18 protein-coding genes are annotated in these 16,603 nt (G+C 68.0%); 5 read left to right on the top strand and 13 right to left on the bottom strand.

The annotated features are described in order from the left end of the window. Nucleotides 1–317: 317 nt before the first annotated feature. The gene (locus tag ACFYPC_RS20800; RefSeq protein WP_388678153.1) at nucleotides 318–1,013 is read right to left on the bottom strand and encodes a GNAT family N-acetyltransferase; all 696 of its coding nucleotides are present in this window, start codon (nucleotides 1,011–1,013) and stop codon (nucleotides 318–320) included. Nucleotides 1,014–1,545: 532 nt separating this feature from the next. Here ACFYPC_RS20800 and ACFYPC_RS20795 point away from each other — a divergent pair. Together ACFYPC_RS20795 and ACFYPC_RS20790 are read left to right on the top strand one after the other, a co-directional pair. Then, nucleotides 1,546–2,346, top strand: a complete 801-nt coding sequence (locus ACFYPC_RS20795) for a DUF5753 domain-containing protein (protein WP_388678838.1) — start codon at nucleotides 1,546–1,548, stop codon at nucleotides 2,344–2,346. An 8-nt stretch (nucleotides 2,347–2,354) separates the two neighbouring features. Next, nucleotides 2,355–2,573 carry a DUF397 domain-containing protein gene (locus ACFYPC_RS20790; RefSeq protein WP_388678151.1) on the top strand — a complete coding sequence of 73 codons (219 nt, stop codon included), beginning with the start codon at nucleotides 2,355–2,357 and terminating at the stop codon, nucleotides 2,571–2,573. Here the strand turns inward: ACFYPC_RS20790 and glmS are convergent. After that, nucleotides 2,534–4,381, bottom strand: coding sequence for a glutamine--fructose-6-phosphate transaminase (isomerizing) (gene glmS, locus ACFYPC_RS20785; RefSeq protein WP_388678149.1), 1,848 nt, complete (start codon nucleotides 4,379–4,381; stop codon nucleotides 2,534–2,536). The genes ACFYPC_RS20790 and glmS overlap by 40 nt on opposite strands. A 270-nt stretch (nucleotides 4,382–4,651) precedes the next feature. Here glmS and coaA point away from each other — a divergent pair, with 270 nt between their 5' ends. Beyond that, nucleotides 4,652–5,641 (top strand): type I pantothenate kinase, encoded by a 990-nt coding sequence (gene coaA, locus ACFYPC_RS20780; protein ID WP_388678147.1) that lies wholly within the window; start codon nucleotides 4,652–4,654, stop codon nucleotides 5,639–5,641. Nucleotides 5,642–5,662: 21 nt separating this feature from the next. After that, complete coding sequence (locus tag ACFYPC_RS20775; RefSeq protein WP_388678144.1) at nucleotides 5,663–6,610, top strand: DUF389 domain-containing protein; 948 nt, start codon at nucleotides 5,663–5,665, stop codon at nucleotides 6,608–6,610. Here the strand turns inward: ACFYPC_RS20775 and glmM are convergent. The 3 genes from glmM to rplM all read right to left on the bottom strand — a co-directional run bounded on the left by glmM (nucleotide 6,607) and on the right by rplM (nucleotide 9,199). Further along, on the bottom strand, nucleotides 6,607–7,965 hold the full coding sequence (gene glmM, locus ACFYPC_RS20770) for a phosphoglucosamine mutase (protein WP_388678141.1): 1,359 nt from the start codon (nucleotides 7,963–7,965) through the stop codon (nucleotides 6,607–6,609). The genes ACFYPC_RS20775 and glmM overlap by 4 nt on opposite strands. Nucleotides 7,966–8,170: 205 nt before the next feature. Continuing rightward, nucleotides 8,171–8,713 (bottom strand): 30S ribosomal protein S9, encoded by a 543-nt coding sequence (gene rpsI / locus ACFYPC_RS20765; protein ID WP_388678138.1) that lies wholly within the window; start codon nucleotides 8,711–8,713, stop codon nucleotides 8,171–8,173. Nucleotides 8,714–8,755: 42 nt separating this feature from the next. Further along, the gene (gene rplM / locus ACFYPC_RS20760) at nucleotides 8,756–9,199 is read right to left on the bottom strand and encodes a 50S ribosomal protein L13 (RefSeq protein WP_388678136.1); all 444 of its coding nucleotides are present in this window, start codon (nucleotides 9,197–9,199) and stop codon (nucleotides 8,756–8,758) included. A gap of 413 nt (nucleotides 9,200–9,612) precedes the next feature. Between rplM and ACFYPC_RS20755 the strand changes: the two genes are divergently transcribed. Then, on the top strand, nucleotides 9,613–10,500 hold the full coding sequence (locus ACFYPC_RS20755; protein WP_388678133.1) for a hypothetical protein: 888 nt from the start codon (nucleotides 9,613–9,615) through the stop codon (nucleotides 10,498–10,500). Between the two features lie 93 nt (nucleotides 10,501–10,593). On the opposite strand, the gene truA is transcribed toward ACFYPC_RS20755, so the two are convergent. The 8 genes from truA to map form a co-directional block, all read right to left on the bottom strand. Further along, a complete protein-coding gene (gene truA / locus ACFYPC_RS20750; protein WP_388678130.1) occupies nucleotides 10,594–11,451 on the bottom strand; it encodes a tRNA pseudouridine(38-40) synthase TruA in 858 nt (285 codons plus the stop codon). A gap of 188 nt (nucleotides 11,452–11,639) precedes the next feature. After that, entirely contained in the window at nucleotides 11,640–12,173 is a 534-nt protein-coding gene (rplQ, locus tag ACFYPC_RS20745) for a 50S ribosomal protein L17 (RefSeq protein WP_388678127.1), read from the bottom strand. Between the two features lie 130 nt (nucleotides 12,174–12,303). After that, nucleotides 12,304–13,326 (bottom strand): DNA-directed RNA polymerase subunit alpha, encoded by a 1,023-nt coding sequence (locus ACFYPC_RS20740; RefSeq protein WP_019055532.1) that lies wholly within the window; start codon nucleotides 13,324–13,326, stop codon nucleotides 12,304–12,306. 123 nt (nucleotides 13,327–13,449) lie between these two features. Continuing rightward, nucleotides 13,450–13,854: a 30S ribosomal protein S11 gene (gene rpsK, locus ACFYPC_RS20735; protein WP_006376016.1), complete on the bottom strand. Its 405-nt coding sequence runs from the start codon at nucleotides 13,852–13,854 to the stop codon at nucleotides 13,450–13,452. Nucleotides 13,855–13,923: 69 nt separating this feature from the next. Further along, nucleotides 13,924–14,304 carry a 30S ribosomal protein S13 gene (gene rpsM, locus ACFYPC_RS20730; RefSeq protein ID WP_266455950.1) on the bottom strand — a complete coding sequence of 127 codons (381 nt, stop codon included), beginning with the start codon at nucleotides 14,302–14,304 and terminating at the stop codon, nucleotides 13,924–13,926. A gap of 208 nt (nucleotides 14,305–14,512) precedes the next feature. Next, a complete protein-coding gene (gene rpmJ, locus ACFYPC_RS20725) occupies nucleotides 14,513–14,626 on the bottom strand; it encodes a 50S ribosomal protein L36 (RefSeq protein WP_003998809.1) in 114 nt (37 codons plus the stop codon). 57 nt (nucleotides 14,627–14,683) lie between these two features. Further along, nucleotides 14,684–14,905 carry a translation initiation factor IF-1 gene (gene infA / locus ACFYPC_RS20720; protein ID WP_003948620.1) on the bottom strand — a complete coding sequence of 74 codons (222 nt, stop codon included), beginning with the start codon at nucleotides 14,903–14,905 and terminating at the stop codon, nucleotides 14,684–14,686. A gap of 325 nt (nucleotides 14,906–15,230) precedes the next feature. After that, on the bottom strand, nucleotides 15,231–16,067 hold the full coding sequence (map, locus tag ACFYPC_RS20715; RefSeq protein WP_388678120.1) for a type I methionyl aminopeptidase: 837 nt from the start codon (nucleotides 16,065–16,067) through the stop codon (nucleotides 15,231–15,233). Nucleotides 16,068–16,603: the final 536 nt, after the last annotated feature.

Raw genomic sequence — 16,603 nt, 5'->3', positions numbered from 1 at the left:
GTTCCGGCACCGCCACTTTCACGTCACCGTCGGGGCCGGGTCCCCAGGTCGGCCGACGGCAACCGCGGGTTGTGGGGTGGGCCGGGACCAGCGGGCGCGATCGCGCCTCGCCTGCACGCCGGGTCGGCTCAGCGGCGAACGGTGAGTGGGGGGAGTGGGGGAGACGGCCAGCCGGTGGATGGGGGCTCGCCTGGATCCGGCGAGTAGGTCACGAAGTTGGTGATTGGCAGATGTGTCCCACTCGGGAGGAGGTAAACCCCAGGTCGGGGACAGGGTGGATGGGACAGATCTGCCAATTGCTTCTTATGGGCGGGGGGTCAGCGGTGCGGGGCTGAGAAGTCGTACACGGCCCAGTCGGTGAGCAGGACGTATCCGATGCGCTTGTAGAGGGCGTTGCTCGTGGGGTTGGCAGGGTCGGTGTACAGCACGACTTCCTTCGCGCCGGCGGCCAGTGCGGCCCGGGTCACCGCGACCGTCACGGCGCCCGCGTAACCGCGACCACGCAGCTGGGCAGGGGTGTAGACGGGATCCACCCGAACCATCCCTCCAATCAACGAAGTCATGGCCGCCATGGAGACGGGAGTGCCGTCCGGGGTCTCCCAGAACGAGAAGTGCTTGTCCGCGAAACGGGTGTCGGCCCAGGAGCCGGGGAGGACCTCGGCAACAGTGGCGGCGAACTCGTGGCACCACCGCATGACTTGCTCAAGGTCCCCCTCACCCGCGACACGAACCCGACCCTCCGGGACCGGCTCCGGCGGGGTGAGCGTGCCAAGACGATAGAGATGCAGCGGCTGGCGGAGAACCGCCGTCGCCCCTGTACGCCGCTCCCACGCCTCGGCGAATGCAGTAGCGGTGTCGTGGTCCGCACTGACGCCGGGAAGCGATTGGCCAAGGCCGGCCAGCCGATCGGCGAGCAGGTCGGCCTCGTCGCGGGTGAAGTCGGCGGTGAGCCCCAGAGCACCGGCCGGACTCCGGCGGTAAAGGACGGCCCGGACCTCTCCCCCTCGCTCCAACCACCCGAATACGGCTGGTTCGGCACCCCGCGCATCCGCCACCTCCGCCCGGCTCGTCCGCAGTTTCTCAACCGTCGTCAGCGCCGTCGTATGCAGAGCGGGCCGCGAGCGCAGAAAGCCCCCAGCCCGCACAAGAAAGCCTTCGACGTCTTCAGTGAGATGCCAGCCATCCGATCGCATGCCCCATGATTTCCCACGCCGCAGCCCCGACCCCCAGTTTCCCGCCAGGGCGGTCGGGCAACAGCAGATCTCCCCAGCAACAAGAGCCTCCCCCTCACCCCACAGAAGGCGATTGGCAGATCTGTCCCATCCGCCCCGCCCCCGACCTGGGGTTTCCCTCCTCCCGAGTGGGACACATCTGCCAATCACCAACTTCGTGACCTACTCGCCGGATCCAGGCGAGCCCCCATCCACCAGCTGGCCGCCTCCCCCACTCACCGTTCGCCGCTGAGCCGACCCGGCGTGCAGGCGAGGCGCGATCGCGCCCGCCGGTCCCGGCCCACCCCACAACCCGCGGTTGCCGTCGGCCGACCTGGGTACCCGGCCTTTCCGGGCCGCTCGCTCGCTTCTCGCCCGTGCTGGAGCGGACCGGGTCAAGGGTGGCCCGCAGGGCCATCGCCGGAGGCGACGCGCAGCGCCCTTGACGCGGGCCGCGGAAGCACGACACTCCCAAGAAGCGGGCGGCCCCGACGGTGACGTGAAAGTGGCGGTGCCGGAACGCCGTTCTACGCCGCAGCAAGCTCACACCACACATACTTGCCCCGCCTCCCGTCCCTGGCCAGTGGCTGCCAGCTCCAGAGGTCGGCGCACGCACGAACCAACGCCAGGCCGGCGCGATGTGGCCATCCTGTTCGTACCCGGCCTGCTGCAGACCGAGCACTACGCTCGCGCCGTCTTCTCGTCAAGGGTTCCTGAACTCACACCTGACGAGCTTGAGTTGCGCGTTCGCCACCGAATGGCCCGCCAGGAGATCGCCATCCCGTACGAGGTGGTGATCCATGAGGCAGCGCTACGCTTCCGAGTCAGCGACCGCGTCAGTTCACAGGCTCAACTCGCGCGTCTTGTTGAGCTTTCCGAAGCGGATCACATCAGTCTGCGTGTCATCCCCTTCGACCTTGACGGCTTCGCCAGAGCCTCCAGCACCATGAAGTACGTGGGCGGCCTCCTGCCCAAGCTAGACACGGTGGTGCGTGACGCCCCCCATGGCTCCGTCTTCATCGATTCCGAAGCTCAGCTCAACGCCTATCGAACGCGCTTCCGTAAGGTGGAAGCTGTAGCACTCGATCCCGAACGGTCTCGCGACTTCATCCACAGGCTGGCGAAAGAGCTGTGAGGCACCCCATGGACACCCCTGGCAACTGGCGAAAGTCGTCCTACTCAGGCCCCGGCGACGGCGACTCCTGCGTGGAAATCGCGAACTCGCACCCCCACATAGCCATCCGCGACTCCAAGACCCCGGCCAGGTCAGCTCTCATCTTCCCGGCCGAAGCCTTCGCAGCCTTCCTCCACGGCCTGCAGAACTACTCCACCGTCACCGACTTCGCCAAGTTCCGAGGCTGATCCACCTCGTTCCCCCGTGCCGTAGCCAACTCACAGGCGAAGACCTGCAACGGCACCGTCGCCACCAGTGGCTGGAGCAACGTCGGCGTGGCCGGAATCCGGATCAGGTGATCCGCGTACGGCACCACCGCCTCGTCCCCCTCCTCCGCGATGACGATCGTGCGCGCGCCCCGTGCCCGGATCTCCTGGATGTTGGACACGATCTTGTCGTGGAGCACGGACCGTCCCCGGGGCGAGGGCACGACCACCACCACCGGCAGATCGTCCTCGATCAGTGCGATGGGCCCGTGCTTCAGCTCGCCGGCCGCGAAGCCCTCGGCGTGCATGTACGCAAGCTCCTTCAGCTTGAGCGCGCCCTCCAGAGCCACCGGATAACCCACGTGCCGCCCGAGGAACAGCACGGTGTTCTTGTCGGCGAGGGAGCGCGCCAACTCCCGTACGGGCTCCATGGTCTCCAGAACCCGCTCCACCGAACCGGAGATCTCCGCCAGATCCCGGATCACGTCCTGGATCTCGTCTCCCCACTTGGTCCCGCGGACCTGCCCCAGATACAGCGCGACCAGGTAACAGGCCACCAACTGCGTCAGGAACGCCTTCGTGGAGGCGACGGCGACCTCAGGCCCCGCATGCGTGTACAGCACCGCGTCCGACTCGCGCGGAATCGTCGAGCCGTTGGTGTTGCAGATGGCGAGCACCTTCGAGCCCTGCTCGCGCGCATGCCGCAGCGCCATCAGGGTGTCCATGGTCTCGCCGGACTGGGAGATGGCGATCACCAGGGACCGCGCGCCCAGGATCGGATCCCGATACCGGAACTCGCTCGCCAGCTCCACCTCGCACGGGATCCGCGTCCAGTGCTCGATGGCGTACTTGGCGATCAGCCCGGCATGGAAAGCGGTCCCGCACGCCACGATGACGACCTTGTCGATCTCGCGCAGCTCGTGAACCGGGATCCGCACCTCGTCCAGAGTCAGCAAGCCGTCCGCGTCGATGCGACCGAGCAAGGTGTCGGCGACCGCCTTGGGCTGCTCGGCGATCTCCTTCAGCATGAAGTAGTCGTGGCCGTCTTTTTCGGCCGCTGACGCGTCCCAGTCGACATGGAAGGCGCGTACGTCGGCGGGCCGGCCGTCGAAGCCGGTGACCGTCACGCCGTCGCGGCGCAGCTCCACCACCTGGTCCTGACCCAGCTCGATCGCCGACCGCGTGTGGGCGATGAACGCGGCGACGTCCGAGGCGAGGAAGGCCTCGCCCTCGCCGACGCCCACCACGAGCGGCGAGTTGCGGCGCGCCCCGACGACCACGTCGGGCTCGTCGGCGTGCACGGCGACCAGTGTGAACGCGCCTTCCAAACGCCGGCACACCAGCCGCATCGCTTCCGCCAGGTCGCCGCAGACCGAGAACTCCTCGGCGAGCAGATGGGCGACCACCTCGGTGTCCGTCTCGGAGGCCAAGTGGTGCCCGCGCTCGGCCAGCTCGGCCCGGAGCAGCGCGAAGTTCTCGATGATCCCGTTGTGCACGACGGCGACCCGGCCGGCGTTGTCGAGATGCGGGTGGGCGTTCGCGTCCGTGGGCCCGCCATGTGTGGCCCAGCGGGTGTGCCCGATCCCCGTCGAACCGGCCGGCAGCGGCCGTTCGACCAGCTCCTTCTCCAGGTTGACCAGCTTCCCGGCCTTCTTCGCGGCGGCGAGCCCCCCGTCGGCGGGCACGGCGACCCCCGCCGAGTCGTATCCCCGGTACTCCAGCCGCTTCAGCCCGGCCATCACCACATCAAGCGCCGACTGCGACCCCACGTATCCCACAATTCCGCACATGGGCGGCAGCCTAGAGGCCACAAGCCGCCCGAACCCGGCACTCCGTGCCCGAAATCGGAAATTCCCACCACCGCACGAAAGCCACCGCGCGAAAGCCACCGTAGGAAAGCCTCCGTACGAGAGCCGCCACGAAAGCCACCGTAGGAAAGCCTCCGTACGAAAGCCTCCCGACATAAGCATCCGCACGAAAGCCCACCCGGACCGGCCGCTCACCGGCTCGCGTGACGCACCCCACCCCCCACCCCGTCCACACTCCCGCAACAATGGAGTGTGATCTCTCCGGTCTCCTCGATCCCCCGGAGCGCCCACCGGCCCAGGCCGGAGGCGACTCCCTACCTCGACCTCACCCGTGCCGAGTGGAGCGCGCTGCGCGAAAAGACGCCGCTCCCGCTGAACGCCGAGGAGGTCGAGAAGCTGCGCGGCCTGGGCGATGTCATCGACCTCGACGAGGTGCGGGACATCTACCTCCCGCTGAGCCGCCTCCTCAACCTCTACGTCGGGGCCACCGACGGCCTGCGCGGCGCCCTGAACACCTTCCTCGGCGAGAAGGGCTCCCAGTCCGGCACGCCTTTCGTGATAGGCGTCGCCGGCTCGGTGGCCGTCGGCAAGTCCACGGTCGCCCGTCTCCTCCAGGCTCTGCTCTCCCGCTGGCCCGAGCACCCGCGCGTCGAGCTGGTCACCACGGACGGCTTCCTGCTCCCCACCAAGGAGCTGGAGTCGCGCGGCCTGATGTCGCGGAAGGGCTTCCCCGAGTCGTACGACCGTCGCGCGCTCACCCGGTTCGTCGCGGACATCAAGGCGGGCAAGGACGAGGTGACGGCGCCCGTCTACTCGCACCTCATCTACGACATCGTCCCCGGCCGGCGGCTCACGGTCCGCCGCCCCGACATCCTGATCGTCGAAGGCCTGAACGTCCTGCAGCCCGCACTCCCCGGCAAGGACGGCCGCACCCGCGTCGGCCTCGCCGACTACTTCGACTTCAGCGTGTACGTCGACGCCCGCGCCGAGGACATCGAGGCCTGGTACCTCAACCGTTTCCGCAAACTGCGCGCCACCGCCTTCCAGGACCCGTCCTCGTACTTCCGCAAGTACACCCAGGTCTCCGAGGAGGAGGCCCTCGACTACGCCCGCACGACCTGGCGGACCATCAACAAGGTCAACCTCCTGGAGAACGTGGCCCCGACCCGCGGCCGCGCCACCCTGGTCATCCGCAAGGGCCCGGACCACAAGGTGCAGAGGCTGAGCCTGCGCAAGCTGTAGGGGCCCGTGTAGAAAGACGTCATGCTGCATCTGCGCCTGATCACCCCGGCCGACAAGACGGACGACGTGGTGAGCCTGATCGAGAAAACGGTCGGCACCGCCCACCTCGTGGTCCTGCCCGGTACCGCCCGCAACCCGGCCGGAGACGTGGTGATGGTCGACGTCGCGCGCGAGGCGGGCGACGAACTCGTCGGCGCCCTGCGGGACTTGGACCTCGACAAGACCGGTTCGATCGCCGTCGAGAACATCGACCTGTCGCTCTCCGCGCGTGCCGACAGGGCGGAGGACGACGCGCCGGGCGAGGGTGCGGACGCGGTGTTGTGGGAGCAACTGTCCGACGCGACGCACGAGGAGTCGACGCTCTCGATCACGTACGTCGCGTTCCTCACGCTGGCCACGATGATCGCGGCCTGCGGTGTGGTCCTCGACAACGCGATCCTGATCGTGGGCGCAATGGCGGTCGGCCCCGAGTTCGGACCGCTGGCCGGGCTCTGCACGGCCGCGGTCCGCCGCGCCCCAGGGCTCGCATGGCGCTCACTGATCGCGCTACTCGTGGGCTTCGCCGCCGCGATGCTGGTGACCGTGGCCTTCAGCCTGTTCATGGAAGCCGTGAACCTGTTCAGCATCGAGCAGTTGGACGCCGAGCGCCCCAACACCAACTTCATCTACCGGCCCGACTGGTTCTCGTTCGTCGTGGCCGGCCTCGCCGGCTGCGCGGGCATGCTGTCCCTGACGTCCGCCAAGTCGGGCGCCCTGGTGGGCGTCGCCATCTCGGTGACGACGGTTCCGGCGGCCGCGAACGCCGCCGTCGCCTTCAGTTACACCGAGTACAGGCAGGCCTGGGGCTCCACCGAACAGCTGCTGTTGAACCTGCTGGGCATCGTGCTGGCCGGCACGCTCACGCTGCTGGCCCAGAAGTGGCTCTGGACCAGTCAGCGCGAACGCACCGCCGCACGTGGCCAGTCCTAACCGAGCGCGGACTTCACCGCGTCCGCGAGCCGTCCGGCGACCGACCGGGCGTGGTCGATGTCGGCGGCCTCGACCATCACCCGTACGAGCGGCTCGGTGCCGGACGGACGGAGCAACACACGCCCGGTGGAGCCGAGTTCACGCTCGGCGTCGGCAACTGCCGTCGCGAGCTCGGCCGATGTGCTCACCCGCGATCTGTCGACGTCCGGCACATTGATGAGCACCTGCGGCAGCCGCTCCATGACGGACGCGAGATCCCGCAGCGTACGGCCGGACTGGGCGACCCGGGCCGCGAGGAGCAGCCCGGTCAGCGTGCCGTCGCCGGTGGTGGCGTGGTCGAGGATGATCACGTGCCCGGACTGCTCGCCGCCGAGCGCGTACCCGTGCTCCTTCATGGCTTCCAGGACGTAACGGTCACCGACCGCCGTCTGCACGAAGGACAGGCCCTCGCGCTCCATGGCGAGCTTGAAGCCCAGATTGGACATGACCGTCGCGACAACGGTGTCGGAGCGCAGTGCGGAACGCTCCCGCATCGCAAGCGCGAGTACGGCCAGAATCTGGTCGCCGTCCACCTCGGCACCCGTGTGGTCCACGGCGAGGCAGCGGTCGGCGTCGCCGTCGTGCGCGATACCGAGGTCGGCGCCGTGTTCGAGCACGGCGGCCTGGAGTTTCTCCAGGTGGGTGGAGCCGCACCCGTCGTTGATGTTGAGCCCGTCCGGCTCGGCACCGATGGTGATGATCTCGGCGCCGGCCCGCGTGAAGGCCTCGGGCGACACCCGGGCGGCGGCACCGTGCGCCTCGTCCAGGACGACCTTCAGACCGTCGATGCGGTTCGGGAGTACGGCGACGAGGTGGGCGACGTACTGGTCGAAGCCCTCGTCGTAACTGCGCACGCGCCCCACGCCCGAGCCGGTCGGCCGGTCCCAGGGAGCGCCGGTGCGGTGCTCCTCGTAGACGCCCTCGATCCGGTCCTCCAGCTCGTCGGCGAGCTTGTGGCCGCCGCGGGCGAAGAACTTGATGCCGTTGTCGGGCATCGCGTTGTGGCTGGCGGAGAGCATCACGCCGAGGTCGGCGCCCAGCGCGCCGGTGAGGTACGCCACCGCGGGGGTGGGCAGCACACCGACGCGCAGGACGTCCACGCCCGCGCTGGCCAGGCCGGCGACCACGGCGGCCTCCAGGAACTCCCCGGAGGCACGCGGGTCACGTCCGACCACCGCGACCGGGCGGTGGCCCGCGAACGTGCCCGCCTCGGCCAGTACGTGCGCCGCCGCGACGGACAGACCGAGCGCGAGCTCGGCCGTCAGATCCGCGTTGGCGACACCGCGCACGCCGTCCGTGCCGAAGAGTCGTCCCACTTGTCCTCCTGAGAAAGCTTCAGAATTCGGACGTCATCCGATCACATGAGCCTTTGAGCGCCTTGTGCCGTTATACGCCTAAGGCCGTGATAAACGAACGCCCCGACGGCACTGTGGCGTGCCGCCGGGGCGTTCGGACGTACTACGCGTAACTGCACGTGCTCCACAGAGCAGACGTGCTACGCGTACGAGCAGGCAGCGAAGATTAACGCTTGCTGTACTGCGGAGCCTTACGGGCCTTCTTGAGACCGGCCTTCTTGCGCTCGACCGCACGGTCGTCGCGCTTGAGGAAGCCGGCCTTCTTGAGGGCGCCGCGGTTGTTGTCGACGTCGGCCTCGTTCAGCGCGCGGGCGACACCGAGACGGAGCGCACCGGCCTGACCGGAGACGCCGCCACCCGTGATGCGGGCGATGACGTCGTAGCGGTTGTCGAGCTCGAGCACCTTGAAGGGCTCGTTGACTTCCTGCTGGTGCACCTTGTTGGGGAAGTACTCCTCAAGGGTGCGACCGTTGATCTTCCACTTGCCGGTGCCCGGAACGATCCGGACGCGGGCAATGGCTTCCTTGCGACGGCCCAGGCCGGCGGCCGGCTGCGGGTCGCCGAAGCGGCCCGCGAGCGACTCCGAGGTGTACTCGCCCTCGACGGGCGGCACCTCGGACTCGGTGGTGTAGCTCTCGACGTTCTCGGCGTTCTCAGCGAGTTCGGTCTCGGTCTCTTCGACCGGCTGCTCAGCGGTGGTCTCGGCCACGATTTTCCTCAGATTCTCTTTGGTCTTAGGGGGTGGCCGGAACTACTGCGCGACCTGGGTGATCTCGAACGGCACCGGCTGCTGGGCAGCGTGCGGGTGCTGGTCGCCCGAGTAGACCTTCAGCTTCGAGAGGCACTGACGACCCAGGGTGTTCTTGGGGATCATGCCCTTGATGGCCTTCTCGACGGCCTTCTCGGGGTTCTTCGCCAGCAGCTCGTCGTAACGAACCGAACGCAGACCACCCGGGTAACCGGAGTGGCGGTACGCCATCTTCTGGGTCTTCTTGTTGCCGGAGAGGTGCACCTTGTCGGCGTTGATGATGATGACGAAGTCACCAGCGTCGACGTGAGGGGCATAGATCGGCTTGTGCTTGCCCCGCAGAATGGTCGCGGCAGTGGTTGCCAGACGGCCCAGGACGACATCCTGAGCGTCGATGACGTACCACTGGCGAGTGATGTCGCCGGGCTTGGGGCTGTACGTACGCACGGTCGTAGCCTTCGCTTCTTCAGTGAGTGGGTCCTGACATGGCCACCACGGACGATCACGACAGCCCTGACCGCACTGCGGTGACGCATACCGCGTGCTGGTCGCTGGTCATCGGCCCCGGTGGACCGGTGTAAGGGCCTCTCACGTGAGAATGAGCAAGCCAATACACATAACGAAGGTTCAGCGTACCCGGGCTGCCCCGGACGGGTCAAAACGCGCCCCGGGGCCGGCACCGCCCCCGACCCGCTCTCGTACGAATGTACGAAATCGGCGCGGCCTCCGAAGGCCGGGCGACGTGACGTACCAACCACCCGGAGATGTCACTTTTGCCGTACGGCGTCAGGTCACGCCGGGGTCTCAAGTGCCCGGCGGAGCGGAACGACACCCCCCAACGCCCGTCTAAGATGCGGCGCATGAGCTATGGGCAGGGTGGGCAGGGGCAGCCCCCGTGGGATCCCTGGAAGTCAGGATCGCAGCGGCCTCAGTGGGTCAGCCAGTCGGACGACCGGACTCCGGACTGGGCGGCGCTCGCCGACGCCTCCGAGTCGCGCAACAAGCGTCGCAGACTGCTGCTGGTCTGCGGCGGAGCGCTCGCCACCGTCGCGGTGGGCGTCGCCGTCGCGGTGGGTGTCGTGTCCGCGAACGGCAGCAGTCAGGCCGCGAACTCGCCCAGCAACCTGCCCGCCACCGCGGACATCCCGAGCGACACCACCGGGCTGACCCCGTCCTTCGAGCCGACCTCGGCCCCGCCGCCGCTGGACCCGGAGGAATTCATATCCAGCGTGAAGAAGGACACATCACCGCTCAGCCCGGACATCCTCCTCCCCGGTTCGTCGCTGACCATGGGTGACCGCGTCTATCTCAAGGGCCCGAAGGCCGACACGACGAACTGTGCCTCGGCCGCGAAGGGCACGCTCGCCGCGGTCCTCACCAAGAACGACTGCACGCGCCTCATGCGCGTCACCTACAGCAAGGACGGCATCGCGGCGACGGTCGGCATAGCCGTCTTCGACACCGAGGCCCAGGCGACCCAGGCCAAGGGTGAGGCGGACGCCAAGAGCATCATCGCCTCACTGTCCGGCGGCGACGTCAAGGCCTTCTGCAACTCGGCGGTCTGCCGCTCGACCACCAACTCCTACGGCCGCTACGCCTACTTCACCCTCGCCGGCTTCACCGACGGCAAGGACGTGACCACGAAGGACGCCGCGGTCTTCACGGCCGGGGACGACCTCGCCGAGTTCGCCTTCCGCCAGATCCGCCGCCGCGGCGAGGCCCAGGCGTCGACGGCGGCCAACGAGTAGGCAGGCCTCCGGGCAACGCGGCAGGGCCCACCAGACGCCCCGGCAGGCCACCACCGTCCACTCCCGTCACGCGGGCGCAAGCCGGTCAGCCGGTCAGCAGCACCCCGCCGAAGGCAACGTCCGCTTGTTCCGCGCCTCCTTGCTCCGCGCGGCCAGCAACTCGTCGGCGGGGTAGCCGACTTCTTCGAGCGTCAGCCCGTGCGGCCGTACGACATGGACGGCCGAGTCCCGTACGCCGGCACCCAGCACCTTCCCGGGCCACTCGGGCCCCCGGTGTCCGTCACCCACGAACAGCAGCGCACCGATCAGCGACCGCACCATGTTGTGGCAGAAGGCGTCGGCGCGAACCGTCGCGGTGATGACCCCGTCGCCCCCGCGCACGAGGCTCAGCTCCTGCAGCGTACGAATGGTCGTGGCCCCTTCACGCTTCCTGCAGTAGGCGGCGAAGTCGTGCTCACCGAGGAGGAGTTGGGCGGCCTCGTTCATGGCGTCGACGTCGAGCGGCCAGTCGTGCCACAGGACGTGACTGCGCAACAGCGGATCGACGCCACCGGGGTTGTCGGTCACCCGGTACGCGTACCGCCGCCAGACCGCCGAGAACCGGGCGTTGAACCCGCTGGGCGCCTCGGCCAGCGACCAGATCCGCACGTCCTTCGGCAGCCGCCCGGCCAGCCGCTTCAGGAGTTTCTCCCGGTGCTCGCCCCACACCGCCTCGGGCAGATCGACATGCGCCACCTGCCCGCGCGCGTGCACCCCGGCATCGGTCCGCCCCGCCACGGTCAGTTCATAGGTGGCGTCCCCCGACCGCGTGACCGTCCGCAGGGCATCCTCGATCTCCCCCTGGACGGTCCTGCGGCCGCTGGCCTGCTTGGCCCACCCGGAGAACTCCCGCCCGTCGTACGCCAGATCCAGCCGCACCCGCACGAATCCAGCTTCTGCTTCATCACTCACGAACAGATCCTCTCAGGGCGGTGGGCAGCGCGTCCCCAGGCCTCAGGCTGTGGGCAGTCGTTCCGCAGGGCGATGGGGGGTGGGCACAGCCGAACCCGCAGCCGCGTACGGTGCTCCCCACCCACTCACGGAACGCGAAAGCGGGCCCGCCCCGAAGGGGACGGACCCGCTCACACACGAGCAGAAGCTCAGGCGTCCTTGGACTCGGCGTCCTTGGACTCGTCGCCCTCGGCGTCAGCCGGAGCCGCGTCCTCGACGACCTCGTCGGACTTGGCCTCGACGGCCTCGTCCTTCTTGAGGACGTCTTCCTTGACGGCGCGCTTCGTCGCCGCCTCGGCCTCACCGGTGGCCGCCTGGGCCACGGTCAGCGCCTCCACCAGCTCGATGACAGCCATGGGCGCGTTGTCGCCACGGCGGTTACCGATCTTGGTGATACGGGTGTAGCCACCCGGACGGTTCTCGTAACGCGGGCCGATCTCGGTGAAGAGCGTGTGCACGATGCTCTTGTCCGTGATCACCGAAAGCACCTGGCGGCGATTGTGAAGGTCACCCTTCTTCGCCTTGGTGACCAGACGCTCCGCGTACGGGCGCAGGCGCCGGGCCTTCGCCTCCGTGGTGGTGATGCGGCCGTGCTCGAAGAGCGACTTCGCAAGGTTCGCGAGGAGCAGCTTCTCGTGCGCGGCACTGCCGCCCAGACGGGCACCCTTGGCGGGCTTCGGCATGGTCTTTCTCCTTGGTGTCTGCCCCGGCCGTATCAGGTACCGAGGTCAGTGTCCGAGCGGGCGATCGCCCGTCGGAGATCCGGGACCCCGAAGGGTCCCGGAGGTGTGGCTCCCGATCAGTACCGGTCGGTCAGTACTGCTCGGTCTCCACGAAACCCGCGTCCACGTCGTCGTCGGCGCCGAAGGCGTCGGCAGCGGCGGTCGGGTCGAATCCGGGCGGGCTGTCCTTCAGGGCCAGGCCCATGCCGGCCAGCTTCGCCTTGACCTCGTCGATGGACTTCGCACCGAAGTTACGAATGTCGAGGAGGTCGGCCTCGGAGCGGGCGACGAGTTCACCCACGGAGTGGATGCCCTCACGCTTGAGGCAGTTGTAGGACCGAACGGTGAGCTCCAGCTCCTCGATCGGCAGAGCGAGATCGGCGGCGAGGGCGGCATCGGTCGGGGACGGGCCCATGTCGATGCCCTCGGCGTCGATGTTGAGCTCGCGGGCCAGACCGAACAGCTCGACCAGCGTCTTGCCGGCCGACGCCATGGCGTCACGGGGACGCATGGCCTGCTTGGTCTCGACGTCGACGATCAGCTTGTCGAAGTCGGTCCGCTGCTCGACACGCGTCGCCTCGACCTTGTACGTGACCTTCAGAACCGGCGAGTAGATCGAGTCGACCGGAATACGACCGATCTCCTGGCCCACCTGCTTGTTCTGCACCGCGGAGACGTAACCGCGACCGCGCTCGACGGTCAGCTCCATCTCCAGCTTGCCCTTGCCGTTGAGCGTGGCCAGGACCAGGTCGGGGTTGTGCACCTCGACACCGGCCGGGGGCGCGATGTCGGCGGCGGTGACCAGACCCGGACCCTGCTTGCGCAGGTACATCACGACCGGCTCATCGTGCTCACTGCTCACGACGAGCTGCTTGATGTTGAGGATCAGGTCGGTGACGTCCTCCTTGACGCCCGGCACGGTGGTGAACTCGTGCAGGACACCGTCGATCCGGATGCTGGTGACAGCGGCACCCGGGATCGAGGAGAGGAGCGTACGGCGCAGGGAGTTGCCGAGGGTGTAGCCGAATCCCGGCTCCAGCGGTTCGATCACGAACCGGGAGCGGAACTCGTCGACGACCTCTTCGGTCAACGAGGGACGCTGAGCGATCAGCATGAAGAGATTCCTTCAGTCATGGGCACCCACTATTTGACGCCCTTGATTACTACAAGGGTACGGGCGGCACGGCCCCGAAAGGCCATACCGCCCGCACCCCGGGAAAACTAAGACAGCCGTGCGTCAGACGCGGCGACGCTTGGGCGGACGGCAGCCGTTGTGCGGGGTGGGGGTGACGTCCTGGATGGAGCCGACCTCGAGGCCAGTGGCCTGGAGGGAGCGGATCGCGGTCTCGCGACCGGAGCCCGGGCCCTTCACGAAGACGTCAACCTTGCGCATGCCGTGCTCCTGCGCGCGACGGGCGGCCGACTCGGCGGCCATCTGCGCGGCGAAGGGGGTGGACTTGCGCGAGCCCTTGAAGCCGACGTGGCCGGCGGAGGCCCAGGAGATCACGTTGCCCGCGGGGTCCGTGATCGAGACGATCGTGTTGTTGAACGTGCTCTTGATGTGGGCGTGCCCATGAGCGACGTTCTTCTTTTCCTTGCGGCGCACCTTCTTGGCAGCGCCCTGACGACCCTTGGGGGGCATCTATAACTCCTACGGGGAGGTGGTCGGTCCTACAGCGAAGACCGCTGATGAAGCGTTGTCCGCTGTGGACTACTTCTTGCCCGGCTTCTTCTTACCGGCGATCGCGCGACGCGGGCCCTTGCGGGTACGAGCGTTCGTGCTGGTGCGCTGACCGTGGACGGGCAGGCCGCGACGGTGACGCAGACCCTGGTAGCAGCCGATCTCGACCTTGCGGCGGATGTCGGCCTGCACCTCGCGACGGAGGTCACCCTCGGTCTTGAAGTTGGCGTCCACGTACTCGCGGATCCTGACCAGCTCCTCCTCGGAGAGGTCACGAACGCGGGTGTCAGGGTTGACGCCGGTCTCGGCCAGCGTCTTCTGCGAGAGGGTCCGGCCGATGCCGAACACGTAGGTGAGGGCAACCTCCACGCGCTTTTCGCGCGGGATGTCAACACCGGAAACGCGTGCCATTCAATGGCTCCAGTTGTCGTTCGGAGGTCTTCCGCAGAACCGGTTCCCGCCCGCCGTCCTCTTCACGTCGAAGATTCGGTACGAACCGGGTCCCCGGCCTCCGACCGGGGGTGTCAGGCCTGATGCGACTCAGCCCTGGGCTCTGCGTATGAACATGTACTACGTGCGTCGCGCGAAGTATCTGCGGAAGCAGAAGGTCGGTCGTGCGTCAGCCCTGGCGCTGCTTGTGGCGCGGGTTTTCGCAGATGACCATGACCCGGCCGTGACGGCGGATCACCCTGCACTTGTCGCAGATCTTCTTGACGCTCGGCTTGACCTTCATTGGTGAGGTTCTCCGGGTCAGTGCCACCACCCCGCGGGAGCGGGGCACAGGCAAGATCTACTTGTACCGGTAGACGATCCGGCCACGTGTCAGGTCGTACGGAGACAGCTCCACCACGACCCTGTCGTCAGGGAGGATGCGGATGTAGTGCATACGCATCTTGCCGCTGATGTGTGCCAGAACCTGGTGGCCGTTCTGGAGCTCAACCTTGAACATTGCGTTCGGAAGAGACTCGACGACAGTGCCCTCGATCTCGATGGCACCTTGCTTCTTGGCCACGCTTCGCCCTTCGAATCGACTACCTTGATCGACTCCGCACGAGCGCATGCAGACATGCGGGTGCACGAGAGCCGACGAGTCAGTCTACGTCAGCGCACCCGGAAAGACGAATCGAGGAAGAATGCCCGACTTCAAAGATCATTAACCAGAACCCCTACGGCCGACGGCCACGAACCGTCGGCAGGAACAGTCGTTTCGCGGCACCAGGGCGCCGACACCGGCAGGTCGATGACGGCGCCGGACCAGCACTCGGGGAGCCCAGATCCCGCAGCAGCCCCGGCCCCCGCGCGGAACCCGCAGCAGCCTCGTTGCCCTCGCGGAACCGCTACGCCAGCGGATCCGGCGCAGCCACAACCCCGTACTCCGCCAGCTTCGCCCGCCCGCCGTCCGGAGCCGTCAGCACAAGCGGCCCCTCCTCCGTCAGCGCGACGGAGTGCTCCCAGTGCGAGGACCAGGTCCCGTCCGTCGTAATGACGGTCCAGTTGTCCTCCAGCACTTCGGTCTTGGGTGTGCCCAGCGACACCATCGGCTCGATGGCGAGGCAGAACCCGGGGACCAGCTTGGGTCCCTTGCCGCGTCGGCGCTCGACGTAGTTCAGGAGGTGCGGGTCCATGTGCATCTCGGTGCCGATGCCGTGGCCGCCGTAGTCCTCGACGATCCCGTACCGCCCGCCGCCGACCTTGGGCTGGCGGCGGATGTACGTCTCGATGGCCCGGGAGACGTCGACGAGCCGGTTGCCCAGCTTCATGGCGGCGATGCCCGCCCACATCGACTCCTCGGTCACCCGGGAGAGCTCGATGAGCTCGGGGGCGTGACCGGTGCCCACGAACGCGGTGTACGCGGCGTCGCCGTGCCAGCCGTCGACGATCGCGCCGGCGTCGATGGAGATGATGTCGCCGTCCTTGAGGACGGTCTTGTCGTCCGGGATGCCATGGACGACGACCTCGTTGGCCGAGGTGCAGATGGTGGCCGGGAAACCGCCGTACCCGAGGAAGTTCGACTTGGCCCCGTGCTCGGCTAGGACCTTGCGCGCGACCTCGTCCAGATCCTTCGTGCTGGCGCCGGGCACGGCCGCCTCACGGGTGGCCGCGTGGATGGCGGCGACGACCAGGCCCGCCTCACGCATCTTGGCGATCTGCTCGGGGGTCTTGATCTGCACCATGGCGACTGCGGCCTTCCTTGACCGGAGAAAACGGACTGACTTCAACGACTCCACGATACGGGTGCCCCCACCTGCCCCGCGGACCCAGGCACCCAGGCACCCAAAGCCGAGCCCCAGGAAGACCTGCCGGCCAGAGCTGGACTGGGCGCGGCCCCCTGCGGCCCGCAGCGGCCCGCAGCCGCCCACCGACAGAAGGGGACGTGCCGGAACGTCCGCCCGCAGCGGCTGGCGCGTCAACACCGCCCGCTTCCTGAGCAACCGATTCCGCGCCGGACCGAGGACGGATGCTCCGGTACGGCCCCGACCCACCACCCGGCACAACGCGCCCCACCAGGCCCCCCGGAGCGAATCTGCCGCCCCATCCCGGGCGATGCAGCCGCCGCCCCGGGATCACAGCCCCACCCCACACCTCGGCCGGGGGGGGCCCCCCCCCGGCCCCCCCCCCCCCCAAAAAAAAAAAAAAATAAATAACACCCCCCCCCAAGAATCCCCCCCCCCCCCCCCCCCCCCCCCCCACACCACCACCGCCACCACAC

This window comes from Streptomyces sp. NPDC005808, assembly GCF_042871385.1.
Taxonomy (GTDB): domain Bacteria; phylum Actinomycetota; class Actinomycetes; order Streptomycetales; family Streptomycetaceae; genus Streptomyces.
Note: the sequence above shows the minus strand (reverse complement) of the source record. Positions and strands in the feature narration are given on the sequence as shown.

Coding starts and splice junctions, on each gene's coding strand:
- ACFYPC_RS20790 (WP_388678151.1), top strand. CDS start 2,355: ATGGACACCCCTGGCAACTGGCGAAAGTCGTCCTACTCAGGCCCCGGC.
- glmS (WP_388678149.1), bottom strand. CDS start 4,381: ATGTGCGGAATTGTGGGATACGTGGGGTCGCAGTCGGCGCTTGATGTG.
- ACFYPC_RS20775 (WP_388678144.1), top strand. CDS start 5,663: ATGCTGCATCTGCGCCTGATCACCCCGGCCGACAAGACGGACGACGTG.
- ACFYPC_RS20755 (WP_388678133.1), top strand. CDS start 9,613: ATGAGCTATGGGCAGGGTGGGCAGGGGCAGCCCCCGTGGGATCCCTGG.
- rplQ (WP_388678127.1), bottom strand. CDS start 12,173: ATGCCGAAGCCCGCCAAGGGTGCCCGTCTGGGCGGCAGTGCCGCGCAC.
- ACFYPC_RS20740 (WP_019055532.1), bottom strand. CDS start 13,326: ATGCTGATCGCTCAGCGTCCCTCGTTGACCGAAGAGGTCGTCGACGAG.
- rpsK (WP_006376016.1), bottom strand. CDS start 13,854: ATGCCCCCCAAGGGTCGTCAGGGCGCTGCCAAGAAGGTGCGCCGCAAG.
- rpsM (WP_266455950.1), bottom strand. CDS start 14,304: ATGGCACGCGTTTCCGGTGTTGACATCCCGCGCGAAAAGCGCGTGGAG.
- rpmJ (WP_003998809.1), bottom strand. CDS start 14,626: ATGAAGGTCAAGCCGAGCGTCAAGAAGATCTGCGACAAGTGCAGGGTG.
- map (WP_388678120.1), bottom strand. CDS start 16,067: ATGGTGCAGATCAAGACCCCCGAGCAGATCGCCAAGATGCGTGAGGCG.